This is a genomic window from Pseudomonas flexibilis (assembly GCF_000806415.1).
GTDB classification, from domain to species: Bacteria; Pseudomonadota; Gammaproteobacteria; order Pseudomonadales; family Pseudomonadaceae; genus Serpens; species Serpens flexibilis.
Genome location: NZ_JTAK01000005.1, coordinates 408,639 through 433,065 on the forward strand (window position 1 = coordinate 408,639; position 24,427 = coordinate 433,065).

Below are 24,427 nucleotides of genomic sequence, written 5' to 3' on the forward strand. Positions count from 1 at the left end.
AAAATCTTGACCGGATTAACGAACGCGCAGCATGCGCTCGACCTTCGCCTTGTCAGACGGGTGCATCAGCGAAGTGCCCCGCAGCTGACGCTTACGTTTGGTCGTCATCTTGGTCAGGATGTGGCTCTTGAAAGCGTGCTTGTGCTTGAAGCCGTTTGCGGTCGGCTTGAAGCGCTTCTTGGCACCACTCTTGGTTTTCATCTTTGGCATGTTCGGTACTCCGTAGCTGAGTGCTTACAAATAACTGCAAGGCCTGCCAGTGCCCTGGTAGTTATTTTTTCTTCTTGGGAGCGATGACCATCATCAGCTGGCGTCCTTCCAGCTTCGGATGCTGTTCAACGGCGCCGTATTCGGCGAGATCGGCTTCGACCCGCTTCAACAGCTCCATGCCCAGCTCCTGGTGAGCCATCTCACGACCGCGGAATCGCAGGGATACCTTGGCCTTGTCCCCTTCACTGAGGAAACGGATCAGGTTGCGAAGCTTGACCTGATAGTCCCCTTCCTCGGTTCCTGGACGGAACTTGATTTCCTTGATCTGAATCTGCTTCTGGTTCTTCTTGGCCGCCGCCTGCTGCTTCTTCTTTTCGAACAGGTGCTTGCCGTAATCCATGATGCGACAAACCGGAGGCAGGGCCTCGGCGGAAATTTCCACCAGGTCCAGCTTTGCCTCTTCGGCGACCCTCAGGGCTTCGTCGATGGAGACGATGCCGATCTGTTCGCCATCCGCACCGATCAGACGGACCTCACGAGCACTGATGTTTTCATTGATCGGAGGCTTGGGTGCCCGTTTGTCTTGTCTCATATCACGCTTAATAGTCATTACTCCGATGCTTGGCGACCACGCCGGGAAACCGTCTGTGCCAGCAAACCGCTGAACTGCTCGATGGGCATGCTGCCCAGATCAGTACCTTCGCGGGTGCGCACAGCGACGGACCGTGTCTCAACTTCCCGGTCTCCAATAACTAGGAGGTAGGGAACCTTGAGCAAAGTATGCTCGCGGATTTTAAAGCCGATCTTCTCGTTTCTCAAGTCAACCTTTGCCCGGAAGCCTTGGGAATTCAGGGTTTTCTCGACTTCCTCGGCGAATGGCGCCTGCTTGTCGGTGATGTTCATGATCACCGCCTGGGTCGGAGCCAGCCAGGCCGGGAAGGATCCTTCGTAATGTTCGATCAGGATGCCGATGAAGCGCTCGAACGAACCCAGGATCGCCCGGTGCAGCATGACCGGCCGCTTGCGCTGGTTGTCCTCAGCGATGTAGCTGGCATCCAGCCGCTCGGGCAGGTTCGGGTCGTACTGCAGGGTGCCGCACTGCCAGTTGCGGCCCAGGCAATCACGCAGGGTGAACTCGATCTTCGGACCGTAGAAGGCGCCCTCGCCCGGCTGGTACTCCCAGGCCAGGCCGGATTCATTCAACGCCTGCGCCAAGGCCTCCTCGGCGCGATCCCAGAGCTCGTCGGAGCCGACGCGCTTGGCCGGTCGGGTCGAGAGCTTCATGGCGATGTCAGTAAAGCCGAAGTCCGCGTAGACCTTGAGCGTCAGCCGGATGAAGTCGGCCGCTTCCTGGCGCACCTGATCCTCGGTGCAGAAGATATGCGCGTCATCCTGGGTGAAGCCACGCACCCGCATGATGCCGTGCAGCGCGCCGGACGGCTCATTGCGGTGGCAAGCACCGAACTCAGCCATGCGCAACGGCAGATCGCGGTAAGACTTCAGGCCCTGGTTGAAGATCTGCACGTGGCACGGGCAGTTCATCGGCTTGACTGCGTAGTCGCGGTTCTCCGAGGAGGTGGTGAACATGTTTTCGGCATAGTTCGACCAGTGCCCGGACTTCTCCCAGAGGATGCGATCCACCACTTGGGGGGTGCGCACCTCGACATAGCCGTTTTCGCGCTGAACCTGGCGCATGTACTGCTCGAGCCCCTGATACACGCTCCAGCCGTTCGGGTGCCAGAACACCATGCCGGGCGCTTCTTCCTGGGTGTGAAACAGCCCCAGGCGCTTGCCCAGTCGACGGTGATCGCGCTTCTCGGCTTCCTCGATGCGCTGGATATAAGCAGCCAGCTGCTTCTTGTCGGCCCAGGCAGTGCCATAGATTCGCTGCAACTGCTCGTTCTTCGAGTCGCCGCGCCAGTAGGCGCCGGATATGCGGGTCAGCTTGAAGGCCTTGAGGAAGCGGGTGTTCGGCACGTGCGGCCCCCGGCACATGTCCACGTATTCCTCGTGGTAGTACAGACCCATCGCCTTCTCGTCCGGCATATCGTCGATCAGGCGCAGCTTGTACTCTTCGCCACGCGCCCTGAAGACCTCGATGACCTCATTGCGCGGCGTCATTTTCTTGATGACGTCGTAATCCTTGGCAATCAGCTCGGCCATTCGCGCTTCGATCGCCGCCATATCCTCCGGCGTGAAGGGGCGATCGATGGCGATGTCGTAATAGAAGCCCTCGTCGATCACCGGGCCGATGACCATCTTGGCATTCGGATAGAGCTGCTTGACTGCATGCCCCACCAAGTGGGCGCAGGAGTGACGAATGATCTCCAGCCCTTCCTCGTCCTTCGACGTGATGATCTGCAGGGTGGCATCATTTTCGATCAGGTCGCAGGCATCGACCAGGCGACCGTTGACCTTGCCGGCGATCGTCGCCTTGGCCAGGCCCGCACCAATGGACTGCGCCACCTCGGCCACGCTGACCGGATGATCGAATGAACGCTGACTACCGTCGGGAAGAGTAATGATGGGCATGGCGCCTCCTCTCCTAGTGGTGACCCCTACCAAAGGCCACATGGGTTGGGATGAGCCAGTAAAGCGATCCGCCGGAAGAACCCGCCGCACTGTGGCAGGAGGCCTGAGGCCTAACCCGTCGAACCGGAGCACTGGAAATCGAAGCCGCGGATGCTTCCAGAAAGCCAGGCATCTGGCAAGCAGCCATAAAAAAGGGTCGCTTGCGGCGACCCTTTCTTGGAATTTGGTAGGCACAATTGGACTCGAACCAACGACCCCCACCATGTCAAGGTGGTGCTCTAACCAACTGAGCTATGTGCCTTCCGATGGCCGTGCATTCTACGCACAGCCCTCATCCTGTCAACTGGTTTTTTCGCTAACGCCCTGAATCGCCGCATTTTTTGGGATTCACTCGCGTGCGGTACGCATGGTGACGAACTCCTCCGCGGCGGTCGGGTGAATTCCCAGGGTGTCGTCGAAATCGCGCTTGGTGGCGCCAGCCTTCATCGCCACCGCCAGGCCCTGGATGATCTCGCCGGCTTCCGGACCGATCATGTGGCAACCCAATACACGGTCGCTGTCGGCATCCACTACCAGCTTCATGAGGGTGCGCTCCTGGGACTCCGTGAGACTCAGCTTCATGGGCCGAAAACGGCTTTCGAAGACTTTCACGCGGTGCTTTTCACGCGCCTGCTGCTCGGAAAGACCCACCGTACCGATATTTGGCAGGCTAAACACTGCGGTCGGTATGAGCTCATAGCTCAACGGGCGGTACTCCTCCGGCCTGAACAGGCGACGCGCCACCGCCATGCCTTCTGCCAGCGCCACTGGCGTCAGTTGCACACGGCCGATCACGTCGCCGATGGCCAGAACGTAGGGGTCCGTGGTGCGGTACAGGTTGTCGACCCGGATGAAGCCCCGATCATCCTGCTCGATACGCGTGTTCTCCAGCCCCAGGTTGTCCAGCATCGGCCGGCGCCCGGTGGCATAAAAGACGCAGTCGGTTTCCAGCACCCGACCGTCGGCCAGCGTCGCCTTGAGAGTGCCGTCGGCCTGCTTGTCGATGCGCCGGATGTCGCTGTTGAACTGCAGGTCAACGCCTTTCTTCTCCATCTCGTCACGGAGATGCACCCGCAGACTCTCATCGAAGCCACGCAGAAACAGATCGCGACGGTAAAGCAGCGAGGTCTTCGCACCCAGGCCATGGAAGATGGAGGCGAACTCCACCGCGATATAGCCACCACCGACCACCAGCACACGCTGCGGCAGCTGTTCGAGGTAGAACGCCTCGTTGGAAGTAATGGCATGCTCGGCGCCGGGAATGTCCGGCTTCTGCGGCCAGCCTCCGGTGGCGATCAGGATATGCCTGGCGCTATAGCGCTGCCCATCGACCTCAACATGCTGGCCACCTACCAGACGCGCATGCCCCTCCAGGAGCTTGACGCCGCTGTCGACCAGCAGCTTGCGATAGATCCCGTTGAGACGCTCGATCTCCCGGTTCTTGTTGGCGATCAGCGTCGACCAGTCGAACGCAGGCTCACCACTCGTCCAGCCATAACCCTTGGCCTGTCGCAGTTCTTCCTCGAAATGCGCGCCGTAGACCAGCAGCTTCTTCGGCACGCATCCCACGTTCACGCAGGTGCCACCCAGGTAGCGACTTTCGGCAACCGCCACGCGCGCACCGAAGCCGGCGGCAAAACGCGCCGCACGGACACCACCGGAGCCGGCGCCAATGACGAAGAGGTCGAAATCATAGGCCATAGTGTTGTCTCCTGATTCAGGCCGCCAGCATACCCCAGCATTCCCGGACTGGGGCATTTCGCTCAGGAGAACCGTCATGGGCCCCACACTGACGCACATCGCGCTGCATGTCCCCGACCTTGACGCCTGCATAGCGTTCTATTCCGACTTCTGCGGACTCCGACTGATACACCAGAGGCCCGCCAAGGGCTCGCGCATCGTCTGGATGGCCGAACCCGGCCGCGAACACGCGTTCGTCATCGTCATGATGCCGGGCGGCAACGAACGTCAACTGGCTACAGACGATTACAGCCACTTCGGATTCGCCTTGCCCAGCCGGGAGGCGGTGGATGAGATTGCCGAGCGCGCGCGCCAGGCCGACTGCCTGATCTGGCCACCCCGGGACGACTCTTTCCCGGCCGGCTATTACTGTGGCGTGCGCGACCCGGCCGGGAACTATGTGGAATTCAGCTATGGCCAACCACTAGGACCGGGCGCCAAGCCGCTAAAAAGCGCCGGAGACGGCCCGCCCACCTGACAGAGGCTGAATCAGAACGCCTTGCCGGCCTTGTAGAAGTGCTCGAAACAGAAGTTGGTGGCTGCGATATAGCCTTCGGCACTGCCGCAGTCGAAACGCCGCCCCTTGAAGCGGTAAGCCAGCACGCAGCCCTGCTGAGCCTGCTTCATCAGCGCATCGGTGATTTGGATTTCACCGCCCTTGCCCGGTTCGGTCTGTTCGATCAGCTCGAAGATGTCCGGAGTGAGGATATAGCGACCGATGATCGCCAGATTCGACGGCGCATCTTCCGGCCGAGGCTTCTCCACCATGCTACTGACCCGATAGATGTCGTCGCGAATGGCCTCGCCAGCGATGATGCCGTACTTGGACGTCTCCTCCGGCGGGACTTCCTCGATGGCCACGATGGAGCAGCGGAACTGGTTGTAGAGGCGCACCATCTGGGCCAGCACGCCATCACCCTCGGTATTCAGGCAAAGGTCATCCGCCAATACCACTGCAAACGGCTCATCACCGATCAGCGGGCGACCGCTGAGAATGGCGTGCCCCAGCCCCCGCATCTCGATCTGACGGGTATACGAGAAACTGCAACTGTCGATGAGGCGGCGGATGCCACTCAGGTAGCGCTCCTTATCGGTGTTGCGAATCTGGTGTTCCAGCTCATAGCTGATGTCGAAGTGATCCTCCAGCGCCCGCTTGCCACGTCCAGTGACAATGGCGATCTGATTGAGACCTGCCTCCAGGGCTTCCTCCACTCCGTACTGAATCAGCGGCTTGTTGACCACTGGCAGCATTTCCTTGGGCATAGCCTTGGTAGCTGGAAGGAATCGGGTGCCGTAGCCAGCTGCCGGAAACAGACATTTCTTGATCATGGCCATCCTTGGTTCGCGAGAAAGTCAGAACGATGCGGCGTGTCCGCCTGATAAGTCGGACAGTGTAGAAAATACCTGCCGTTTTGCTTCGTTATTCCCAAAGCAACTCACCCTCCCTGCTGATCTCCTTGAGCTTGGCCAGTGCGGCATGCGCAACCTCCTCGGCCTCGAAAGCGAGATCATACCGATGCCCCTCCGCCAGGGTATGCACCACAGGCCTGGCATCAGGGTCGCGCGTCTTGACCGCGATCACCGCCTGATAACCGTCCTCCACCGGAAGCGCCGAGGCAACCGCCTCATAATGTTCGAAGTGCCTGAAGATCATACGCCCACCCTCCTCCACTGCCGTCTGGGAATGGACAGCAAAAGCGGGCGAAAGCTCGCCGGTCAGCCCTTGTAAGTCGACGCAATGGTCTCCAGGCGCCCAGCAGGAAGAGCAGTTATTGCGCGGGCAGTCGTGGGCAAGTAGAGGTTCATGCGCGGGATCACTGGAACCCTAGGTTTACGATCCGGACGCTCGGCCTGGCGAGCCGCACGATCGAAATCTCCCAGCTCACGCACCTTCGGCGCGCCGCCCACGCGAATAAACACCGGCAGATTGGCATGCACCATGGCGTCGTAGCGGGTGGCTTCACTGAACCAGAACATGAGCCGCGGATGAGGCGCCAGTTTCTTGTAGCGATGCAGCACCTGCTCGTCGGCCAGGCTTGCAATGCTCTGCAACTCCAATCCCGCCGGGGTACGCTCCACCGAGCAGCGCGCCTCCGCTGCCTGCTGTTGGGCGCGCACCAGAAGCAACTCACGGACATCCTTCACGAGAACCTTCTCGGCGCCGGCCGTATGCCCTGCCCATGTGAACACCAGAAGACGGGGCGCCGCATCGAAGGCCTGGATATGCCGAGACACCTGCATCATGGAAAAACCAGCCCCTAGGGCCGCCCGCAAAAGCCGTGGGCGTGCCGTCTTGGCCAGATTCATCTCCAGACGGGTCTGCTCCACCGTCGCGACCAGAGCATCCTTGAGCCGATTGATTGCTCGCACCTGATCCAGCAGACAATCCCTGACCTCGAAGTAACCAGGCAGGCGCATCACCGTACCCGGGGCCTGCCCCGACGCCCGCTCCAGCATGGAGAAAGCGGCCTTGGCAGACTGGATGGCGTCATTGCCGGTCAGGCGCTCGACGGAAATCACATCAGGAGCCTTCTGCTCCCGTAGCAAAGGCAACCGCCAGGCTACGCCTGAAACAACCTGGCCCGGCCATTGTGCATTGAAACCCAGCAGCGCCTCGCGCAGCTCGGCATGGGCATTACGGATGTCGTCGTACATGGCGCCCTCCAGCATACCCTGCCCTGTTGGCCTGGGCAGGAGGTAAGGCAGACAGACTAACGCAAATATAGGGGTGGTATTAATGAATCAGGAAGTTGCGACTGGAAGGCACGAGCATTTCTGCTGGCACGAAGGGTATGGAAGCGCCTGGCGGCAGCTCCGCCGGAAGAAGAGCGAAGGACTGAATCGAGGTGGTGCCCGAAGCCGGACTCGAACCGGCACGACCTTGACGGTCGAGAGATTTTAAGTCTCCTGCGTCTACCATTTCGCCATTCGGGCAGCGAAGTGGCCGGACTATATACAGACACCCAGGCTTAGGCAAGTTGCCGCAACTCCGCCCAGCAACATGAAAGTCCAGTCGTATCAACGAGTTGTACTTATTGAATACAGGGAAACAGCACGATTGAACGGTATATTCAACGCAAAATAAAAAGCCCCGCAGATTAAATCTGCAGGGCTTTTCAATAGTGGAGGCCGAGGTCGGAATCGAACCGGCGTACACGGATTTGCAATCCGCTGCATGACCACTCTGCCACCCGGCCTCAAATGAAAGCGCCGCATCTGCGGCGCCAACATCAAAAATTGGAGCGGGAAACGAGACTCGAACTCGCGACCCCAACCTTGGCAAGGTTGTGCTCTACCAACTGAGCTATTCCCGCTTGGTGACGGCCGCCATTCTATCGTTTCCAAACACGCCGTCAAGCCTTTGATTCAAAAAACTTATTTCTTTTCCGGGGTGACCCGCAGATGCGGCCAGGCAGCCAGCAGATACTGGCACATGGACCACAGGGTCAGGCCTGCAGCAATGAACAGCAGGCCGTAGCCGAGTAACACCCAGAGCGTGAATACCGCCGGGTTGGCCAGGAGGATGACCAGTGCAACCATCTGTGCGGCGGTCTTCCATTTGCCCCACTGGGATACCGCGACCTGAGCCCGGGCCCCGAGCTCCGCCATCCATTCCCGCAGGGCGGACACCACGATCTCTCGACCGATGATGATCGCCGCAGGGAGGGTCAGCCAGAGATTGCTGTGCTCTTCCACCAGCAGCACCAGCGCCACGGCCACCATCAGCTTGTCGGCCACCGGGTCGAGGAACGCACCGAACGGCGTGCTCTGCTCCAGGCGTCGCGCCAGGTAGCCATCGAACCAGTCGGTCACCGCCGCCAGGGCGAACACTGCGCTGGCAGCCCAGTAGCTCCAGGAAAACGGCAGGTAAAACAGCAGAATGAAAACCGGAATAAGCAGAACGCGTAAGACAGTGAGCAGATTGGGGATGTTCATGGGCAGGCTTGGGCGGCGGGGTGGCACGGCATTCTACTCACTGTGCAGGGCGGCATAAATCGACTCGGCCAGTTTTTTGCTTATACCCGGTGCCTTGGCGATCTCTTCGATACTGGCGCGGCCAAGCTCCTGTAGACCACCGAAGTGCTTGAGCAGCTCACGACGGCGTGTCGGCCCGACGCCAGCAATGCCCTCCAGGGTCGAGGTACGGCGAGCCTTACCGCGCCGGGCACGATGGCCCGTGATGGCGAAACGGTGGGCTTCGTCGCGGATCTGCTGGATTAGGTGCAGTGCAGGCGAATCAGCCGGCAGGGTGAATTCGTGCTCGGCGTCATTGAGGTAGAGCGTCTCCAGCCCCGGCTTGCGGGTCACACCCTTGGCCACGCCGAGCAGCAGCATGCCGCCCACGGCCATTTCCTGCAGCACCTCGCGCGCCATGTTGAGCTGGCCCTTGCCGCCATCCACCAGCAGGATGTCGGGAACCTTGCCCTCCCCCTCCTTGAGCTTGCCGAAGCGACGGGTCAGCGCCTGGTGCATGGCGGCGTAGTCGTCACCGGGTGCCACGCCTTCGATGTTGTAGCGTCGATAGTCGGATTTCAGCGCCCCCTCGGGGCCGAACACCACGCAGGACGCCACCGTCGCCTCGCCGCTGGAATGACTGATGTCGAAGCACTCCAGCCGGGTCGGCTGTTCTTCCAGCGCCAGGGCCTGCGCCAGGGCCTCGAAACGCGCCGCGGTATGCTGCCGGTTGGCCAGACGGGCGGCCAGCGCCTGCTCGGCATTGGTGACTGCCAACTGCTGCCAGCGCGCCCGAGTGCCGCGCACACGTACGCTGATGCTCAGCTCGCGGCCGCGCAGCTCGGCGATGGCGGTCAGCAGCGTCGGGAAGTCCTCATGCTGGGCATTGACGATCAGCTCGGCCGGCAGATCCCGCTCACTGCTGCCCAGATAGTACTGGGCCAGGAAGGCGGCTAGCACACTGGCACTGTCCTCCTCGATGGCCACCTGTGGGAAGAAATTCTTGCTGCCCAGCACCCGCCCTGCCCGCACGCTGATCAGATGCACACAGGCGCCGCCCGGGTTGACGATGGCGGCGATCACGTCCACATCGCCAGTGCCGCCTTCCATGCTCTGCTGATCCTGGACGCGGCGCAGGATGCCGACCTGGTCGCGCAGCTCGGCGGCGCGCTCGAATTCAAGACTCATCGCCGCCTGCTCCATCTCTGTGGTCAGCTCGGCGGCCAGCGCATTGCTGCGACCCTCCAGGAACATCACCGAGTGGCGCACATCCTCGGCGTACTCCGCCGGACTGACCAGCCCGACGCAAGGCCCCTTGCAGCGCTTGATCTGGTACTGCAGGCACGGGCGGGTACGATTGCGGAAGTAGCTGTCCTCGCACTGGCGCACCAGGAAGGCCTTCTGCAGCAACGCCAGGCTTTCACGAATGGCCCCGGCGCTGGGATAGGGGCCGAAGTAGCGACCCTTCGCCTTCTTGACACCGCGATGGATGCCCAGCCGCGGATAATCGCCGTCGGACAGAAACACGTACGGGTAGGATTTGTCGTCGCGCAGCAGGATGTTGTACGGCGGCCGCCATTCCTTGATCAGCGTCTGCTCGAGCAGCAGCGCTTCGGTCTCGTTGGCGGTGATGGTGGTTTCCACCTGGGCGATGCGAGACACCAGCGCAGCGGTCTTCACCGCCAGGCCGGTCGTGCGGAAGTAGCTGGAGAGGCGCTTCTTGAGGTTGCGGGCCTTGCCGACGTAGAGCAGCCGGCCCTCGGCATCGAACATCCGGTACACGCCCGGATGGGAACTGCAGGCCGCCAGGAAGGCGGCCGGATCGAACACGGAAGGCGTCATGTCAGCTGGTGGCGTCGACCATGCCGTGGCGCACGGCCAGCAGCACCAGCTCCACATCACTGGTCACGGCCAGTTTCTCGAAAATGCGGTAGCGGTAGGTGTTCACCGTCTTGGGGGACAGGCACAACTTGTCGGAGATGCTCTGCACCTTCTGGCAACCGGCGATCATCAGGGCGATCTGGATTTCCCGCTCGGAGAGCTGGTCGAACGGCGAGCCCTGGTTCTGCGGCTGGAAGGACTTCAGCGCCAACTGCTGGGCGATCTGCGGGCTGATGTAGCGCTGGCCGGCGAAGGCCTGGCGGATCGCCTGGACCATTTCCTCCAGTGCGGCGCCCTTGGTCAGGTAGCCCGAGGCGCCCGCCTGGAGCAGGCGGGTCGGGAACACATCGTCCTCGCAGACGGTCACCACCACCACCTTGATGTCGGGATGGCTGCGCAACAGCTTGCGCGTGGCCTCCAGCCCGCCGATACCCGGCATGCGCACGTCCATCAGCACCACGTCAGGCTTCAGCTCGCGAGCCTTCCTCAGCGCCTCCTCACCGGAGTCCGCCTCCCCCACGACTTGCAGATCCCTGATATCGGCCAGCATGCGAACAATGCCCGCCCGCACCAGATCGTGATCATCGACAACCAGCAGCCTTATCAAGACGCACCTCATTCACTCGGCCGCTCAGCCGACGGCTTCTTCGTGTGGCCGAACCCTAGCAAAAAAGCGCGTGCTTCGCCTAGCTCGCACGCTCGCGCTGTGCGGATCCTGACAGGCCGGGGAGCTTATCGCGCCACAGGAATGGCTCAATTCAAGCGATGGGTCGCTCCCAGGCGCGCCGCAACAGATCAATCACTTCTTCGTCCGAGGTCTGCGAAAAATCGCGGTACCACCGACCGATAGCCCAAAGGGGTTCGGGAACCAGCGGACAGATCACCTCGTCCGCCTCATGCCGCAGCACGGCGAGCGTTTCCTGCGCGCCCACGGGTACCGCCACGGTGACATGCGCGGCACCCAGCTTGCGTACCGCCTGCACAGCGGCGCGCATGGTCGCCCCGGTGGCGATGCCGTCATCGACCAGAATCACCCGTTTGCCCTTCACCTCCGGCATGGGCCGCTCGCCCCGGTAGACGCGCTCGCGCCGGGCCAGCTCCTCCGTCTCGCGCCGCTCGACCGCGTCTATCGCCACTTCGCCGATGCCCAGGGAGCGGAGGATATCCTCGTTGAGCACCCGCACCCCGCCGCTGGCAATCGCGCCCATAGCCAGCTCGCTGTGCCCCGGCACCCCCAGCTTGCGCACCAGCATCAGGTCCAGCGGGCAATCCAGCGCCAGGGCGACCTCGAACGCCACCGGCACGCCGCCGCGGGGTAGCGCCAGCACCAGGGTTTGCGGGCCACCCTGCCCGGCCAGCAGCTCGGAAAGGGCGCGGCCGGCGGCAACCCGATCGGGAATGGGAACATCCAGCGAGTGCTTGGGCATGGCCGGCCACCTTGGTCAGGATCAGCGTTCATGCTCCAGCATAGAAAGCCAGGAACCGGCCGCAACCGGTCCCTGATCGGAGGGTCAGAAGCGCTTGAACGTCGGATCGTCGAAATGACTGCCGTAATCGTTCAGCGCCATGATGACCCGTACCGCGCCCGCACGCCGTCCCTCGCCGCCGTGCCCGGCCATTTCCTCGGCACCGGCCATAAGGGAGGCGATGATCAGGTGCAACTGGGCGTCGGCCTGCTCCGGCAGCGAACAGTTCTTCACCATGTAGGCCACCCGGTCATTCACCAGCGCCGCCAGACGTTCGTACTCCGCCGTCGGCAGACGGTCCTGGTGGATCGCGTCATGCGTGGCATGCAGCGCCGAACCCAGCTCACCCATGGCCTTGCGCAGCGGCGCATCCGTGACCCAGCGCTTGCCGTTGTCCAGGCGCAGCGTCTGGGCGCTATCGCCGTGTTGATGATGATCATGGCCGCCGGCCGCCAGACTGGCGGTGGCGGTACCCAGGGAAAGGCTGCCCAGCAGCAGGGGAAGCAACAGCGAACGGTAATGCATGGTCATGTCCTTATCTCGTCGATAAACACCCGAAGCGGGCTCGAACCTGTAACGCTGGCGCGCGGAAAAATGTTCCCGTCGTCACTCCCGGTGCAACTGATCGAGGCCGATTGGCCCTACTGGCTGGCCTAGCAGAATGTCTGCCAGTCGATCGCGCTGCGACGGTTCGAGAATCTCCCGCTCACGCAGCAACTGATCGATCACCAGACGCTGCTGCCGCTCCTGCAGCTCGGCGATCCGCACCCGCGCCGCCTCGATCTTCTCGATGTCCGTCTCGGCGGCGAAGATCCCGCGCACCAGGCTGTCGCGCTGTTCGCCTATCGCCTGCATGGACGCCCGCAGTTGCGCCAGGAACGGCGCTTCGGCGTCATGCCAGCGCTGCAGCTGCCGACTGTTCAGTTGCAGCTCGCGAGTCAGGCTGGTCTGGGCTCCGGAGGGCATCGGCAAGCCCTCGCTGGCCAGCTGCGACCAGAGCGCAGCAACCAGCACGCCCAGGTTGATCAACAGGGAGACCGCCAGCAGGCGGCGTTGCAGGGTGGAACTCATTGTGAAACTCCTTGGGGTTGGCAGAATTCGGGGCGGGCGCACAGCCCGCCGGGAGGCGTGCTGCTCAGCACTGCCAGCAGCGCCGAGGCGGGCATTTCCCGGCGCTCTGGCGTGACGAGCGTGGAGCCCAGCAGCACGCCAAGCAGCAGCGAAGCCGCAGCACCCAGCGCCAGAGGGAGGCGGCGCGGGCCGGAGGCTGCTCGTGTACGCCCCCGCAAGGCGCGAAGGTCCTCGCCCAGTACACGCAGCTCGACAAGGCGCGCCTGGCAATCGGCACAGGTGGGCAGATGTGCCTCGGCCATCGGACGCAGGGCAGGTTCCAACTCGCCGTCCAGCAAGGCGGACAGCGCCTCCTGGTGCAGATGCTCAGTCATGCAGGTGCTCTCCTCCTTCCAGTCGATAGTGCTCCAGCACCCCCGCGCGGGCCCTGGCCAGCCGCGACTTCACCGTACCGGGCGGAATGCCCAGCAGATTCGACAGCTCGGCGTATGACAGCCCCTCCTGCTCTCGCAACAGCAGGACCTCCCGCTGCTCGGCCGGAAGGCGTTCGAGAAGCCGTTCCAACTGACGCAGGCGGCGATCCAGCTCCAGCCGCCGAACCGGCGATGGAGACGGGTCCACATGCTGTTCAACCTCGAACGGCTCGGAAGGTTGGCGTAGTTGTCGACGCCATTCATCACGGGTGGTATTACGAGCAATCTGCAGCAGCCAGGTGCGAAAGCGCGCTTCGGGTCGCCAGCGGGCGATTGCCTGCCAGGCCTTGAGGAAGGTTTCCTGGGCGATGTCTGGCGCGTCAGCCGGCGTGCCTGGCAGCCGTCGCACAAAGCGAAGCACCCACGCCTGGTGACGACGTACCAGCAGGCCGAAGGCATGCGGGTTGCCGGCCTGGGCCTGCTCGATCAGTTCTTCATCCGTGTGTTTCATGCCCTGCCCGGATCGGAAGTTGCCGGGCGTTAACGAACACAGCGGTAAAAAGGTTCCCGGACGTCGTCAGGGTTACTCAGCACGGCGCACGGAACACTGGATCGCGATCAAGAAAAATCGCCATTCAGCCTCGGTTAAGCCAGCGCGCCTGGAACGGCCGGCGAAGGAACGCCGCGACCCGTAACAGAGCCGGCGCCGGCTTCAGGAACGCCTGCATGTCGGACTCTGCTGACCTGCAGGGTGCAGGCGTGGCCTGGGGCTCCACACGGCTAGCTGGCCACCAGGAAGCGTTCGAACCAGTCGCCGGCATGTTGCGCCACTTCCTCCAGGGCGCCCGCTTCCTCGAACAGGTGGGTAGCACCCGCCACCACGGTCACCTGCTGGACGCAATGCAGGTGGTGGGCGATCTCGCGATTGAGCGACAGCACCTCGTGATCGAGCTCACCCACGATCTGCAGGGTGGGCGCCGCCACGCCATCCAGCGATTCGCGGGCCAGGTCGGTCCGTCCGCCCCGCGACACCACGGCACGCACTACGTGCGGCCGCTGCGCGGCGGCGATCAGCGCGGCGGCTGCGCCGGTGCTGGCGCCAAACAGGCCGAGCGGTAGCATGGCCAGTTCCGGGTCCCGCTCCAGCCAGTCGATCACCCCGACGATGCGCCGCGCCAGCAGCGGAATGTCGAAGCGCAGGCGGCGCGTCAGCGCATCGATGCGCTGTTCGTCCTCGGTGAGCAGATCGAACAGCAGCGTCGCCAGGCCCCGCCTGGCAAAGGTACGCGCCACCTGCTGGTTGCGCGGGCTGCGCCGGCCACTGCCGCTGCCATGCACGAACACCACCAAGCCGCGCGCCTCGGGCGGCCGCAGCAGGTCGGCCGCCAGGCCGGCGTCGTCAAGGGTCAGGAACAGGGACATCGGTTCCAGGGTGTGCATGGGCCCTCCTCGCTACTTCAGGTGTTTTCCGGACGAATCGCCAACAGGCTGCCGGGCATCTGGTAGAGCAGGTGCTCGGTGGTGCTGCCGACATACCGCTCCAGCCCCCGCCGCTGGATACGCCCCATGACCAACACGTCGATGCCGACATCCCGCGCGAATCCGGCGAGCATCAGGGTGGGGGGACCGAGCAGGAAATGGCGGCGATCCTGCGGCACGCCGCACGCGTCGGCGAAGTGCAGGAAATCGCTGCGCTCGCTGGCCTGCAGGTCGCCCGCAAGGTCGGCCCACGAGGCGCTGAAACCGCTGAAGTCGCCCAGGAACACCGCCATCGGATCGAAGGCGTGCACCAGATGCAGCTCGGCATCGCACTGCAGCGCCAGGGTATTGGCCGCCTCGACGATGCGCCGGTTCAGCGGGCTGTCAGGGGCCTTGTCCCCCCCGGTATCCACCGCCGCCGCGATCCGCCGGGGATGCGCGTGCCCGCCCTCGCCCACCAGATGCAGGGGCACCGCGCAGTCACGCAGCAATTGCCAGTCGAGCGGCGTGGTGAAGGTTCGACGGAGTTCACCGACCCGCTCGACATCCTTGACCAGCACGTCCGGCTGCATTTCCTCCACATAACGCAGGATCTCGGCATGCGGGTCGGCCGTCCACACCACCTCCGCCGTGACATTCAACCCCTGGTGGCGCAGAGATTCGATCTGGGCTTCCAGATGCTGCCTGGCCTCCAGGACAAAGCCGTCCTGCGACTTGCTGCGCACGTCATGCTCCAACAGCGGCCAGGACCACGGCGGCTCGATGCAGGCCAGCACATGCAGGCCTGCATCGCTCTCCCTGGCCAGCACGGCAGCCCGTTGCAAGGCCGGGGAATGGCGCTGACGCAGATCGACGAGAGTCAACAGTCGCTGATAGTGGCCCATGGCAATTCCTCCCTTTTTTCGCCCGCGGCACTGCTGTGAGCATAGGTGCGAATACCCGTGCGTCCCGCGCCGCCGGTCACGCGCTGCTAGCAGTAGCCGGGCGCCGCCGGCAGGGCGTCGGCGCCACTCCCCCGCAGCAGGCGCAGGTAATGGTCATAGCGGTAGGTGGGACCGTCACGACAGACGTAACTCGCACCCAGATAGCAATGTCCGCACAGGCCATCGGCGCAGTGCATGCGCCGCTCCAGCGACAGCCAGATGCGCTCGGCGGGCAGGCCGCGCCGCAGGCATTCGCGCGCGCTGGCCAACATCAGCGGTTCCGGGCCGCAACACAGCAGCGCGTCCACGCCGCCTGCGGCGAACACACGATCGAGCTGGTCCAGGGGCGTACCGGGTCGCTGGCCGGGGGGTGGTTGATCGAAGCTCTCGAACAGCGGCAGCAGCTTGCGCCAGCGCGCCCGTTCCCGGCCCAGCACCTGGGCGGCGGCATGGCGAGCGCCGTACAACAGCGTCAAACGCCAGGGCGCGTCCGGCGCGCAGGCGTCCTCGATCATGCTGGCCAGGGGTGCCAGGCCGCATCCCCCCGCCACCGCCAGCACCCGGCCACCCGCCGGCAGGTCATGCGGCCAACCGTGGCCGAACGGGCCGCGATAGCCCAGCAGCGCACCCGGCGCGCAGGCCAACAGCGCATCGGTGACCCGCCCCATCCGGCGCACCAGCGCGCTGAAGCGGCCGTCCGGATCCGGGGGCCGTACATAGGTGAACGGCGCCTCGCCGACGCCGGGCACGCAGAGCATGAAGAACTGCCCGGGGCGCACGGCGCCATCGCCGGCGTGTGGAGCGTCCAGGCGAAAGGTGAAGTGGCGGGTGTCCTCGCCATCCACATAGCCATGCTCAAGCCACAGACGGCGCGGCGTCGCGTCGATCATGGCTTCGCCACCCGGCCCATGACGCCGTGCACGCCGATGCCACCCGGACAGACCCGGTCGCAGCGCCCGCAACCCACGCAGCCATAGGCGTCGAACTGCTCGCGAAACGCCTCGCCGAACTTGTGATACCAGAAGCGCCGCACGCGCTGCCCGGCGCTGGCGGTGGGGTTGTGCCCGCTGGCCTCGCGCTGGAACGCCTCGTACAGACAGGAATCCCAGACCCGCTCGCGCGCGACTCCGCCCTCCTCGTCCGCCACGTCCAGCGGGGCGAAGCAGGAACAGGTCGGGCAGACCGTGGTGCAGCCGGAGCAACCGAGGCAGCGCAGGCCCACCGCATCCCAGGTCTCCTCGGTGATGCGCCCGGCGTGCAGCGCCTGGATGCCCCGCGCCACCTCCGTCTGCGGGCCCTGCTCGGCCGCCACCCGCCGGGCATTTTCCTGGCGCTCCGCCTCCCCATCGTCCGGCGCCGCCGGCGCATCGAAGCCGCGCAGCGCCTCGGCGCCAGCGGCGGATGCGACCAGCAGCCGCCAGCCTTGCGACAGCGGCAGCAGGATCAGATCGGCGTCGCCGTCATGCACCCGGGGTCCGCTGCCGACCAGGCTGCAGAAACCGCCCGCGCAGCTGTGCCGGCACTCCAGCGCAACCAGCAGACTGGCCCGGCGGCGGGCCTGGTAATGGGGATCGGCGGCGAAGAACTGGTCCTGGTAGGCGACCGCCCGCAAATCGCAGGCATGCAGGCCGAACAGCACCTGCAGCTCGACCTCTGGCATCAGGCCGAGGAACTGCCCGCCGTCGAAGCGAAACAGCCGCTCGCGCTCGGCGAAGAAAAAGCCCTTGGCGGAGAACGGCGGCAGCACGGACGGTGGATCGAACGGGGCGGCATCGTCCGCCGCCAGCGCCTGCCAGTGCCAACCGCCCTGCCCGTCGGCACGCACCTCATGCACGGTGCGCTGGCGCGCCAGCCAGGCGCGCAGCCGCTCCGGACGGTCGAGTTCAACGGCGTCCATGGCGTTCCGTCGTTCGTGGAGTCACACCCGGCGCCAGCGGTTCCACCGCCACGGCGCAGGCCTTGAGCTCCGGCATGCGGCTGATCGGGTCCTGGGCCGGATTGGTCAGCTGGTTGCACGGCGCCTCGCGAAAGTGATACGGCATGGCCAGGGTGCCCGGCGGCACGTCGTCGGTCAGGTGTACCCGAGTCTCCAGCCGGCCGCGCCGCGAGCGCACGCGCACCGCCTGGCGCTCGCCCAGGCCCAGCGCCGCGCCGTCGGCCGGGTGCATGAACAGCAGCGCCAGCGGCGTTTCCCGTTCCAGCAGTGGCGACTGCCGGGTCATCGCGCCGCCACCGTAGTGGAAGTGCAGGCGGTGCGTGGTGAAGGCGAAGGGATAATCGGCATCCGGCACCTCGTCGAGCGGCACCTGGCTGACCGGCAGCAGCCGCCCGCGCCCCCGCGGGAAGCCCCGTTCATGCAGGCGCGGCGAACCCTGCGGATGCGCGGCGTCGCACGGCCACTGCAGGCCATGCGCGACAGCCAGCGCCGGATAATCCATGGCGGAGAAAAGCGGGGTGAGCGCCGTCATCTCGGCGAAGACCGCCTCGGCGTCCGGCCAGTCCATGCCGGAATAGCCCATGCACGCCGCCAGCGCGGACAGGATCTGCCAGTCGGCGCGCGCCGTGCCGGGCGGCGCCACAGCTTGGCGAATGCGCTGCACGCGGCGCTCGCAGTTGGTGAAGGTGCCATCCTTCTCGGTGAAGGCGGCAGCCGGCAGCACCACGTCAGCGAGCCGAGCGGTCTCGCTCAGGCGCAGTTCCACCACCACCAGGAAATCCAGGGCCCGCAGCGCGCGCAACAGCTGGTTCTGGTCCGGGTCGGTCACCACCAGCTCCTCGCCCATCACCATCAGCGCGCGCAGCTGGCCGCGCCGCGCCGCCTCGCTCATGGCCAGCGAGGTCAGCCCCGGCAAGGCGGGCGCCGGACGGCCCCAGGCCGCGCCGAAGCGCGCCTGCACGGCAGGGTCGGCAGCCGGCTGGTAGCCGGGATAGACATCCGGCAGACAGCCCATGTCACAGGCGCCCTGCACGTTGTTCTGCCCGCGCAGCGGGTTGATGCCGGTACCCGGCCGGCCGCTCTGGCCGCAGGCCAGCACCAGGTTGGAAACCGCGATGACGTTGTTGGTGCCGCTCTGGAACTGGGTAATGCCCATGCCGTAGGCGGTAAAGGCGGCGCGGGCGTGGCTGAACAGATAGGCCACCCGCTCCAGCTCGGCCAGCGCCAGCCCGGTCTGCACGCAGCACTGCGCCAGATCGAAGTTGGCCAGGTGATGGCGCAGCGCAGCCTCGCCCTCGCAGCGCGCGGCGAGAAAGGCGCGATCCTCCCAGCCATTGGCGAGGATCAGGTGCAGCAGGCCGTTGAGCAACGCGATGTTGCTGCCCAGACGCAGCTGCAGATGGATATCCGCCAGGCGTGCCAGGCGGGTGCGGCGCGGGTCGACGACGATCAGCGTGGCGCCGCGCGCCTGGGCGCGCAGCAGGCGCGCGCCGATCATGGCGTGGTTCTCGGTGACGTCGGCGCCGATCACCAGCAGCAGATCGGCCTGGTCGATGTCGGCGATGCCTCCACTCATCGCCCCGGAGCCCAGGGTGCGGCCCAGACCGGCCACCGAGGGGCTGTGGCAGATGCGCGCGCAATGGTCGATGTTGTGGGTGCCGAGCACCGCTCGGGCGAATTTCTGCGCCGCGTAGTTATCCTCGTTGCTGGCATGGGCGCAGCTGATCACCCCGACACCGGACGGGCCCAGCTCGTCGAGCGCCAGCTGGAAGCCTTCGGCGGTTCGCGCCAGCGCCTCCTCCCAACTGGCCGGGCGCAGGCGGCCGTTTTCCCGAACCAGTGGCTCGCGCAGGCGCCCGGCGGGCTCGACGGCGAAGCTGCACGCCCAGCCCTTGGCGCACAGCTGACCTTCGCTGACCGGATGTCCGGGTTGCGGCTCGACGCCAATGACCCGGCCCTCCTCCACGCGCAGCCCCAGACCGCAGCCGACGCCACAGAAGGTGCAGATGCTCGGCACCACGTGCATGTTCAGCCGCCCGGAGCGATGGCCAGGATGCTGCAAGGCACCTGGTAAAGCGCGTGCTCGGTGGTGCTGCCGACCAGCCTGTCCAGGCCCTTGCGCTGCACGCGCCCCATCACCAGCACGTCCACCTGCTGTTCGCGGGCGAACTCGGCGAGGGTCATGGTCGGCGGGCCGAGCAGGAAATGCCGGCGATCCTCGGGAACCCCCTGTGCCTGGGCGAACGCCTGGAAGTCCTGCTGGGCGATGTCGCGCAGCTCGTTCCAGGACTCGCTGGGCGCGCCGGCGTCGGCCATGTAGTAGCGCAGCGGGTCATAGGTGTGCAGCAGGTGCAGCTCGGCGCCGCTTTGCATCGCCAGGGCGTTGGCCGCCTCGATGATGCGCTCGTTCAGCCCGGTTTCCCTGGCCTGTTCCCGCGAGGTGTCGACCGCCGCGACCACCTTGCGCGGCTGGGCATGACCACCGGCGGCAACCAGATGCAGGGGTGCGCTGCACTCGCGCAGCAGGTGCCAGTCCAGCGGAGTGATGAAGGTGCGTTTCAGCTCGCCTTCGTGCTGCACATCCTTGATCAGCAGGTCCGGCTGCAGCTCGGCCACGTGCTGGAGGATTTCCGCCCGTAGGTCGGACACACAGAGTACCTCGCGGGTGATCGTCAGCCCCTGTCGGCGCAGCGGCTCGATCTGCTCCTCCAGGCGCGTGCGGCATTCCGCGGCGTAGCCATCGCGGGTCCTGGCCTGCACCTCGGCGGGCAGCAGGGCCACCAGCGCGGGTGTCGCCACCAGCGCGGCCACATGCAGCGTGGCGCCACCCGCGCGGGCCAGAGCCGCCGCGCGCTGCAGCGCCGGGGAATGACGCATCCGGGGATCGACGATCACCAGCAGGCGCTGGAACTGGGTCATGGGGGGCAGCCTCCGTGAAGTCCGGCCGCGCGGCCGCCCTTTCACTGTAGCCGCGCCCACCCCGAACCGTTGATCGTCATGGCGGCCGCCCGGCGGAGATTTCACCCATGCTGCACAGGGTCGCGCTGACGACGGACGACACGCATGAATGGACAACGCGAGGTCATCGACTTCCTGTGCAATCCGCGCAGCCACGGCCCGGGGCCGGGCATCGTCGAGCGCATCGACACCCACGGCTCGCTGATCGTCCTGTACGGCGACCGGGCCTATAAGCTAAAGCGCGCGGTGACCTACGCCTCGCTGGACTTCCGCAGCCTGGCGAGCCGCGCCCGTGCCTGCCGCGCGGAACTGGCCCTGAACCGCCGCACCGCGCCAACCCTCTACCTGGGGGTGAGCGCCATTACCCGCCAGGCCGATGGCCGACTGGCCTTCGATGGTCCCGGCAGCGTACTGGACTGGGTGGTGGTGATGCGCCGCTTTCCCCAGGAGGCCCTGTTCGACCGCATGGCCGGCGCCGGCACGCTGGCGATGGACCTGGCCGAACAGCTCGGTGCCGAAATCGCCCGCTTTCACAACAGCGCCGAGCGCCTGCCCGAGCACGGCGGTGTCGAAGGCATCCGCCTGGCCATCGAGGAGAACCACCGGGAACTGCTCGGCCATCCGGACCTGCTGCCCAGCGCGCCGGTACAGGCCCTGTACCGCGCCAGCCTGCAGGCGCTCGACCGCCAGGCCGACTGCCTCGAACAGCGGCGCCGCGACGGCCGGGTCCGGCGCTGCCACGGCGACCTGCGCCTGGCCAACATCTGCCTGTTCGAAGGCCGGCCGACGCTGTTCGACGGCATCGAGTTCAGCGAGCGACTGAACTGCATCGACGTGCTCTACGACCTCTCCTTCGTGCTCATGGACCTGCACTTCCGGCAGTTGCCGAGGCACGCCGAGCAGCTGCTGGCCCGCTACTGGGCACAGCGCGACGAAGCCGAAGACTGCCAGCCACTGCCGCTGTTCTTCGCCCTGCGCGCGGCGCTGCGCGCCTTCACCCTGGCCGGCAGCGCCAAGCGCCAGAGCGAGCCACGCATTGCCCGGCTCAAGGCTCGCCAGGCCCGCAGCCTGCTGCGCCTGGCGCGCGTCAGCCTGGCGCTCCCGCCGCTGCGCTTGACGCAGGCACGCCAGCGGCAATGCTGAACCCAGGCCCGATCATGGAGAGGCACATGTCTACGGAACGCCCGCTTATCTTCGCCCTGCACGGCAGCCAGGACTATGCCCGCCGGGTCGCCCGACACCTCGGTTGCGACCTCGGCGAACACGAGGAACGCACCTTCGAGGACGGTGAACACAAGACCCGCGCCCTGGAGCGGGTCAACGGCCGCGACGTCGTGGTGCTGCACAACCTCTACGGCGACGAGCGCCAGAGCGTCAACGACAAGCTGTGCCGCCTGCTGTTCTTCTGCGGCGCGCTGAAGGACGCCGGCGCCCGCCAGCTGCAACTGGTCGCCCCCTACCTGTGCTACGCCCGCAAGGAACGCCGCACCCAGTACCAGGACCCGGTCATCACCCGTTACCTGGCGGGACTGTTCGAGGCCTGTGGGGTGGATCGGCTGATGGCCCTGGAAGTCCACAACCTGGCGGCCTTCGACAACGCCTTCCGCATTCCCACCCAGCACCTGGCCAGCGCCGAGCTGTTCGCCGAGCACTTCGCCCCACTGGCCGCCGACGCCGAGCTGGTGTCCGTGTCGCCGGACGCCGGCGGCGCCAAGCGCGCCGAACTGTTCCGCCAGGCCCTGCAGCGGCGCATCGGCCGGCCGGTGGGCAGCGCCTACATGGAGAAGTACCGGGCCAACGATGTGGTGACCGGCGCCCTGCTGGTCGGCGAGGTGCGCGGCAAGGTGGCGATCGTGATCGACGACCTGATCAGCACCGGCGGCACCCTGCTGCGCGCCGCCCGTGCCTGCCAGGAGGCTGGCGCCTCGCGCCTGTTCGCCGCCGCCGCGCACGGGCTGTTCACCGGCGGCACCGAGCTGCTGGACAGCCCGCTGTTCGAAGGCATCGTCCTGTGCGATACGGTGCCGCCGTTCCGCCTTCCCGCCGAGCTGGCCGCGCGCCGGCTGACCCTGCTGGATTCCACGGCCATGGTGGCGGCGCAGTTGGCGGAGAATTACGGCATCCAGACGTAACGGTACGGAATCAGTACATATCGGGATGGGGTTGGCTCGGCGGCGGCGCTTCCTTCTCCGGCAGCTCGGTCATTACCGCCTCGGTCAGCAGCAGCACGCTGGCCACCGACACGGCATTCTCCAGCGCCACTCGCACCACCTTGGTGGGATCGATGATGCCGGCCTCGTACAGATCCACGTAGCGGTTGGCGGCGGCGTCGAAGCCGACGTTGCCGCCCTCGGCCAGCATGCGCGCCACCACCACTCCGGCATCCACCGCCGAATTCTCGGCGATGGTGCGCGCCGGCGCCTCCAGGGCGCGGCGCAGGATCTGCAGGCCGGTGCGCTCGTCGCCCTCGCAGCCGGCCTCGACCTGCTCCAGCGCCGGCACGCAGCGCAACAGCGCCAGCCCGCCGCCCGGCACGATGCCTTCGGCGATGGCCGCCTTGGTGGCCGCGATGGCATCATCCAGCGCGTCCTTGCGGGCGCGCATCTCGGATTCGGTGGGCGCGCCCACGCGGATCACCGCCACGCCGCCGGCCAGCTTGGCCAGCCGCTCCTGCAGCTTCTCGCGGTCGTAGTCGCTGGTCGCCTTGTCGATCTGCTGGCGCAGCTGCTGCACGCGCTTGTCGATGGCCTCGCGGGCGCCCGCGCCGCCGATCAGCGTGGTGCTCTCCTTGTCCACCACCACCCGCCGGGCGCGGCCGAGCATGTCCAGGGTCACCTGCTCCAGGCTCAGCCCCAGCTCGCTGGAAATCACCTGGCCGTCGGTGAGAATGGCGATGTCCTGCAGCAACTCGCGGCGCCGGTCGCCGAAGCCCGGCGCCTTCACCGCCACCGCATGCAGCACGCCGCGCAACTGGTTGACGATCAGCGTGGCCAGCGCCTCGCCCTCGATGTCCTCGGCGATCAGCACCAGCGGCCGGCCGCTCTTGGCCAGCTGTTCGAGCAGCGGGATCAGGTCCTTGAGCAGGCCGATCTTCTGCTCGCAGAGCAGCAGGTAGGCGTCTTCCAGCACCACCTGCATCTTCTCGCTGTCGGTGACGAAGTACGGCGATACGTAACCCCGGTCGAAGCGCATGCCTTCCACCACCTCCACCACGGTTTCTGTGGTCTTGGATTCCTCGACGCTGATCACCCCCTCGCTGCCGACCTTTTCCAGCGCGTCGGCCACCTGCTCGCCGACATTCGCATCGTTATGGGCGGAGATGGTCGCCACCTGGGCCTTTTCCAGCCGCGTGCTCACCGGCCGGGACTGGCTGCGCAGGGTGTCCACCGCCAGTTGCAGGCCGCGATACAGCCCGCGCTTGAGGTCGATGGCGCTGGCCCCGGCCACCACGTTGCGCACGCCATCGGCGAACAGCGCGTGCGCCAGCACGGTGGCGGTGCTGGTGCCGTCGCCCACCAGTTCCCCGGTACGCTCGGCGGCCTGGCGCAGCATCTGCGCGCCGAGGTTTTCCTCCGGGTCTTCCAGGTCCACCTGCTTGGCGATGGTCACCCCGTCGTTGCACACCAGTGGCGCGCCCCAGCTGCGCTGGATCAGCACCGACTTGGACTTGGGCCCGAGCGTCACCCGCACCGCATCGGCCAGCTGCGTGGCGCCGCGCAGCACCTTGTCGCGGGCGGCGCCGCGAAACAGGATCTTGGTGTGGGCCATGGCATGCCTCCTTCGCCGATGCGGACGGTTTGCGTGTTCGAGTGGCAAGGGCGCGGG

Annotated in this window: 25 protein-coding genes and 4 tRNA genes; 3 read left to right on the plus strand and 26 right to left on the minus strand. The window is 65.7% G+C overall.

What is annotated here, in order from left to right:
- Window positions 1-15 precede the first annotated feature (15 nt).
- The 5 genes from rpmI to gorA all read right to left on the minus strand — a co-directional run bounded on the left by rpmI (window position 16) and on the right by gorA (window position 4,482).
- The gene (gene rpmI, locus PT85_RS14055; protein ID WP_027591536.1) at window positions 16-210 is read right to left on the minus strand and encodes a 50S ribosomal protein L35; all 195 of its coding nucleotides are present in this window, start codon (window positions 208-210) and stop codon (window positions 16-18) included.
- A gap of 61 nt (window positions 211-271) precedes the next feature.
- Window positions 272-820, minus strand: coding sequence for a translation initiation factor IF-3 (infC, locus tag PT85_RS14060; RefSeq protein WP_175444358.1), 549 nt, complete (start codon window positions 818-820; stop codon window positions 272-274).
- Window positions 820-2,742 carry a threonine--tRNA ligase gene (gene thrS, locus PT85_RS14065; protein ID WP_027591538.1) on the minus strand — a complete coding sequence of 641 codons (1,923 nt, stop codon included), beginning with the start codon at window positions 2,740-2,742 and terminating at the stop codon, window positions 820-822. The genes infC and thrS overlap by 1 nt, the downstream gene beginning before the upstream one ends.
- A 224-nt stretch (window positions 2,743-2,966) precedes the next feature.
- A tRNA-Val gene (locus PT85_RS14070) sits at window positions 2,967-3,043 on the minus strand.
- Between the two features lie 86 nt (window positions 3,044-3,129).
- On the minus strand, window positions 3,130-4,482 hold the full coding sequence (gorA, locus tag PT85_RS14075) for a glutathione-disulfide reductase (protein ID WP_039560244.1): 1,353 nt from the start codon (window positions 4,480-4,482) through the stop codon (window positions 3,130-3,132).
- Between the two features lie 76 nt (window positions 4,483-4,558).
- Between gorA and PT85_RS14080 the strand changes: the two genes are divergently transcribed.
- Window positions 4,559-4,999: a VOC family protein gene (locus tag PT85_RS14080; RefSeq protein ID WP_027591008.1), complete on the plus strand. Its 441-nt coding sequence runs from the start codon at window positions 4,559-4,561 to the stop codon at window positions 4,997-4,999.
- Window positions 5,000-5,010: 11 nt separating this feature from the next.
- Here the strand turns inward: PT85_RS14080 and galU are convergent, their stop codons facing one another.
- From galU to PT85_RS14180, 20 genes are all read right to left on the minus strand, one after another.
- Entirely contained in the window at window positions 5,011-5,850 is an 840-nt protein-coding gene (galU, locus tag PT85_RS14085) for a UTP--glucose-1-phosphate uridylyltransferase GalU (RefSeq protein ID WP_027591009.1), read from the minus strand.
- Window positions 5,851-5,941: 91 nt separating this feature from the next.
- Window positions 5,942-6,175 (minus strand): hypothetical protein, encoded by a 234-nt coding sequence (locus PT85_RS14090; RefSeq protein WP_027591010.1) that lies wholly within the window; start codon window positions 6,173-6,175, stop codon window positions 5,942-5,944.
- A gap of 62 nt (window positions 6,176-6,237) precedes the next feature.
- Window positions 6,238-7,176, minus strand: a complete 939-nt coding sequence (locus tag PT85_RS14095) for a DNA replication terminus site-binding protein (RefSeq protein WP_037009227.1) — start codon at window positions 7,174-7,176, stop codon at window positions 6,238-6,240.
- A 192-nt stretch (window positions 7,177-7,368) separates the two neighbouring features.
- Window positions 7,369-7,455 (minus strand) — tRNA-Leu (locus PT85_RS14100).
- 189 nt (window positions 7,456-7,644) lie between these two features.
- A tRNA-Cys gene (locus PT85_RS14105) sits at window positions 7,645-7,718 on the minus strand.
- A 41-nt stretch (window positions 7,719-7,759) separates the two neighbouring features.
- A tRNA-Gly gene (locus PT85_RS14110) sits at window positions 7,760-7,835 on the minus strand.
- A 61-nt stretch (window positions 7,836-7,896) separates the two neighbouring features.
- Window positions 7,897-8,457, minus strand: a complete 561-nt coding sequence (gene pgsA, locus PT85_RS14115) for a CDP-diacylglycerol--glycerol-3-phosphate 3-phosphatidyltransferase (protein WP_027591011.1) — start codon at window positions 8,455-8,457, stop codon at window positions 7,897-7,899.
- 33 nt (window positions 8,458-8,490) lie between these two features.
- Window positions 8,491-10,317 (minus strand): excinuclease ABC subunit UvrC, encoded by a 1,827-nt coding sequence (uvrC, locus tag PT85_RS14120; RefSeq protein ID WP_039606996.1) that lies wholly within the window; start codon window positions 10,315-10,317, stop codon window positions 8,491-8,493.
- Window position 10,318: 1 nt separating this feature from the next.
- Window positions 10,319-10,963 carry a response regulator transcription factor GacA gene (gene gacA, locus PT85_RS14125; protein WP_039560241.1) on the minus strand — a complete coding sequence of 215 codons (645 nt, stop codon included), beginning with the start codon at window positions 10,961-10,963 and terminating at the stop codon, window positions 10,319-10,321.
- 151 nt (window positions 10,964-11,114) lie between these two features.
- Window positions 11,115-11,783, minus strand: coding sequence for a phosphoribosyltransferase (locus PT85_RS14130; RefSeq protein WP_039606997.1), 669 nt, complete (start codon window positions 11,781-11,783; stop codon window positions 11,115-11,117).
- An 84-nt stretch (window positions 11,784-11,867) separates the two neighbouring features.
- Complete coding sequence (locus PT85_RS14135) at window positions 11,868-12,353, minus strand: hypothetical protein (protein WP_039606998.1); 486 nt, start codon at window positions 12,351-12,353, stop codon at window positions 11,868-11,870.
- Window positions 12,354-12,428: 75 nt separating this feature from the next.
- A complete protein-coding gene (locus PT85_RS14140) occupies window positions 12,429-12,893 on the minus strand; it encodes a periplasmic heavy metal sensor (RefSeq protein ID WP_039606999.1) in 465 nt (154 codons plus the stop codon).
- Window positions 12,890-13,267, minus strand: a complete 378-nt coding sequence (locus tag PT85_RS14145) for an anti-sigma factor family protein (protein ID WP_039607000.1) — start codon at window positions 13,265-13,267, stop codon at window positions 12,890-12,892. Before PT85_RS14145 ends, PT85_RS14140 begins: the two co-directional genes overlap by 4 nt.
- The gene (locus PT85_RS14150) at window positions 13,260-13,817 is read right to left on the minus strand and encodes an RNA polymerase sigma factor (RefSeq protein WP_039607001.1); all 558 of its coding nucleotides are present in this window, start codon (window positions 13,815-13,817) and stop codon (window positions 13,260-13,262) included. Before PT85_RS14150 ends, PT85_RS14145 begins: the two co-directional genes overlap by 8 nt.
- A 269-nt stretch (window positions 13,818-14,086) precedes the next feature.
- Window positions 14,087-14,746 (minus strand): dienelactone hydrolase family protein, encoded by a 660-nt coding sequence (locus PT85_RS14155; protein WP_052237695.1) that lies wholly within the window; start codon window positions 14,744-14,746, stop codon window positions 14,087-14,089.
- A gap of 17 nt (window positions 14,747-14,763) precedes the next feature.
- Window positions 14,764-15,669, minus strand: a complete 906-nt coding sequence (locus PT85_RS14160; protein ID WP_039607002.1) for a universal stress protein — start codon at window positions 15,667-15,669, stop codon at window positions 14,764-14,766.
- 86 nt (window positions 15,670-15,755) lie between these two features.
- Window positions 15,756-16,598 (minus strand): FAD/NAD(P)-binding protein, encoded by an 843-nt coding sequence (locus tag PT85_RS14165; RefSeq protein ID WP_052237696.1) that lies wholly within the window; start codon window positions 16,596-16,598, stop codon window positions 15,756-15,758.
- Window positions 16,595-17,605 carry a 4Fe-4S dicluster domain-containing protein gene (locus PT85_RS14170; protein ID WP_039607003.1) on the minus strand — a complete coding sequence of 337 codons (1,011 nt, stop codon included), beginning with the start codon at window positions 17,603-17,605 and terminating at the stop codon, window positions 16,595-16,597. The genes PT85_RS14165 and PT85_RS14170 overlap by 4 nt, the downstream gene beginning before the upstream one ends.
- A complete protein-coding gene (fdhF, locus tag PT85_RS14175; protein ID WP_039607004.1) occupies window positions 17,592-19,670 on the minus strand; it encodes a formate dehydrogenase subunit alpha in 2,079 nt (692 codons plus the stop codon). The genes PT85_RS14170 and fdhF overlap by 14 nt, the downstream gene beginning before the upstream one ends.
- 2 nt (window positions 19,671-19,672) lie before the next feature.
- Window positions 19,673-20,563, minus strand: coding sequence for a universal stress protein (locus tag PT85_RS14180; RefSeq protein WP_039607005.1), 891 nt, complete (start codon window positions 20,561-20,563; stop codon window positions 19,673-19,675).
- Window positions 20,564-20,707: 144 nt separating this feature from the next.
- Here PT85_RS14180 and PT85_RS14185 point away from each other — a divergent pair, with 144 nt between their 5' ends.
- Together PT85_RS14185 and PT85_RS14190 are read left to right on the plus strand one after the other, a co-directional pair.
- Window positions 20,708-21,745 (plus strand): phosphotransferase, encoded by a 1,038-nt coding sequence (locus PT85_RS14185; RefSeq protein WP_065365793.1) that lies wholly within the window; start codon window positions 20,708-20,710, stop codon window positions 21,743-21,745.
- 26 nt (window positions 21,746-21,771) lie between these two features.
- Complete coding sequence (locus tag PT85_RS14190) at window positions 21,772-22,734, plus strand: ribose-phosphate diphosphokinase (protein WP_039607006.1); 963 nt, start codon at window positions 21,772-21,774, stop codon at window positions 22,732-22,734.
- A gap of 10 nt (window positions 22,735-22,744) precedes the next feature.
- Here PT85_RS14190 and groL read toward each other — a convergent pair whose 3' ends face one another.
- On the minus strand, window positions 22,745-24,370 hold the full coding sequence (gene groL / locus PT85_RS14195; protein ID WP_039607007.1) for a chaperonin GroEL: 1,626 nt from the start codon (window positions 24,368-24,370) through the stop codon (window positions 22,745-22,747).
- Window positions 24,371-24,427: the final 57 nt, after the last annotated feature.

Excerpts from the sequence above, each read along its gene's own strand:
- PT85_RS14185 (WP_065365793.1), top strand. The coding sequence starts at position 20,708 with ATGAATGGACAACGCGAGGTCATCGACTTCCTGTGCAATCCGCGCAGC.
- PT85_RS14095 (WP_037009227.1), bottom strand. The coding sequence starts at position 7,176 with ATGTACGACGACATCCGTAATGCCCATGCCGAGCTGCGCGAGGCGCTG.
- thrS (WP_027591538.1), bottom strand. The coding sequence starts at position 2,742 with ATGCCCATCATTACTCTTCCCGACGGTAGTCAGCGTTCATTCGATCAT.
- PT85_RS14160 (WP_039607002.1), bottom strand. The coding sequence starts at position 15,669 with ATGGGCCACTATCAGCGACTGTTGACTCTCGTCGATCTGCGTCAGCGC.
- infC (WP_175444358.1), bottom strand. The coding sequence starts at position 820 with ATGACTATTAAGCGTGATATGAGACAAGACAAACGGGCACCCAAGCCT.
- groL (WP_039607007.1), bottom strand. The coding sequence starts at position 24,370 with ATGGCCCACACCAAGATCCTGTTTCGCGGCGCCGCCCGCGACAAGGTG.
- pgsA (WP_027591011.1), bottom strand. The coding sequence starts at position 8,457 with ATGAACATCCCCAATCTGCTCACTGTCTTACGCGTTCTGCTTATTCCG.
- PT85_RS14150 (WP_039607001.1), bottom strand. The coding sequence starts at position 13,817 with ATGAAACACACGGATGAAGAACTGATCGAGCAGGCCCAGGCCGGCAAC.
- rpmI (WP_027591536.1), bottom strand. The coding sequence starts at position 210 with ATGCCAAAGATGAAAACCAAGAGTGGTGCCAAGAAGCGCTTCAAGCCG.
- uvrC (WP_039606996.1), bottom strand. The coding sequence starts at position 10,317 with ATGACGCCTTCCGTGTTCGATCCGGCCGCCTTCCTGGCGGCCTGCAGT.
- PT85_RS14090 (WP_027591010.1), bottom strand. The coding sequence starts at position 6,175 with ATGATCTTCAGGCACTTCGAACATTATGAGGCGGTTGCCTCGGCGCTT.
- PT85_RS14170 (WP_039607003.1), bottom strand. The coding sequence starts at position 17,605 with ATGGACGCCGTTGAACTCGACCGTCCGGAGCGGCTGCGCGCCTGGCTG.
- PT85_RS14135 (WP_039606998.1), bottom strand. The coding sequence starts at position 12,353 with ATGACCATGCATTACCGTTCGCTGTTGCTTCCCCTGCTGCTGGGCAGC.
- PT85_RS14140 (WP_039606999.1), bottom strand. The coding sequence starts at position 12,893 with ATGAGTTCCACCCTGCAACGCCGCCTGCTGGCGGTCTCCCTGTTGATC.
- gorA (WP_039560244.1), bottom strand. The coding sequence starts at position 4,482 with ATGGCCTATGATTTCGACCTCTTCGTCATTGGCGCCGGCTCCGGTGGT.
- fdhF (WP_039607004.1), bottom strand. The coding sequence starts at position 19,670 with ATGCACGTGGTGCCGAGCATCTGCACCTTCTGTGGCGTCGGCTGCGGT.
- PT85_RS14130 (WP_039606997.1), bottom strand. The coding sequence starts at position 11,783 with ATGCCCAAGCACTCGCTGGATGTTCCCATTCCCGATCGGGTTGCCGCC.
- galU (WP_027591009.1), bottom strand. The coding sequence starts at position 5,850 with ATGATCAAGAAATGTCTGTTTCCGGCAGCTGGCTACGGCACCCGATTC.
- PT85_RS14190 (WP_039607006.1), top strand. The coding sequence starts at position 21,772 with ATGTCTACGGAACGCCCGCTTATCTTCGCCCTGCACGGCAGCCAGGAC.
- PT85_RS14145 (WP_039607000.1), bottom strand. The coding sequence starts at position 13,267 with ATGACTGAGCATCTGCACCAGGAGGCGCTGTCCGCCTTGCTGGACGGC.
- PT85_RS14155 (WP_052237695.1), bottom strand. The coding sequence starts at position 14,746 with ATGCACACCCTGGAACCGATGTCCCTGTTCCTGACCCTTGACGACGCC.
- PT85_RS14165 (WP_052237696.1), bottom strand. The coding sequence starts at position 16,598 with ATGATCGACGCGACGCCGCGCCGTCTGTGGCTTGAGCATGGCTATGTG.
- PT85_RS14180 (WP_039607005.1), bottom strand. The coding sequence starts at position 20,563 with ATGACCCAGTTCCAGCGCCTGCTGGTGATCGTCGATCCCCGGATGCGT.
- PT85_RS14080 (WP_027591008.1), top strand. The coding sequence starts at position 4,559 with ATGGGCCCCACACTGACGCACATCGCGCTGCATGTCCCCGACCTTGAC.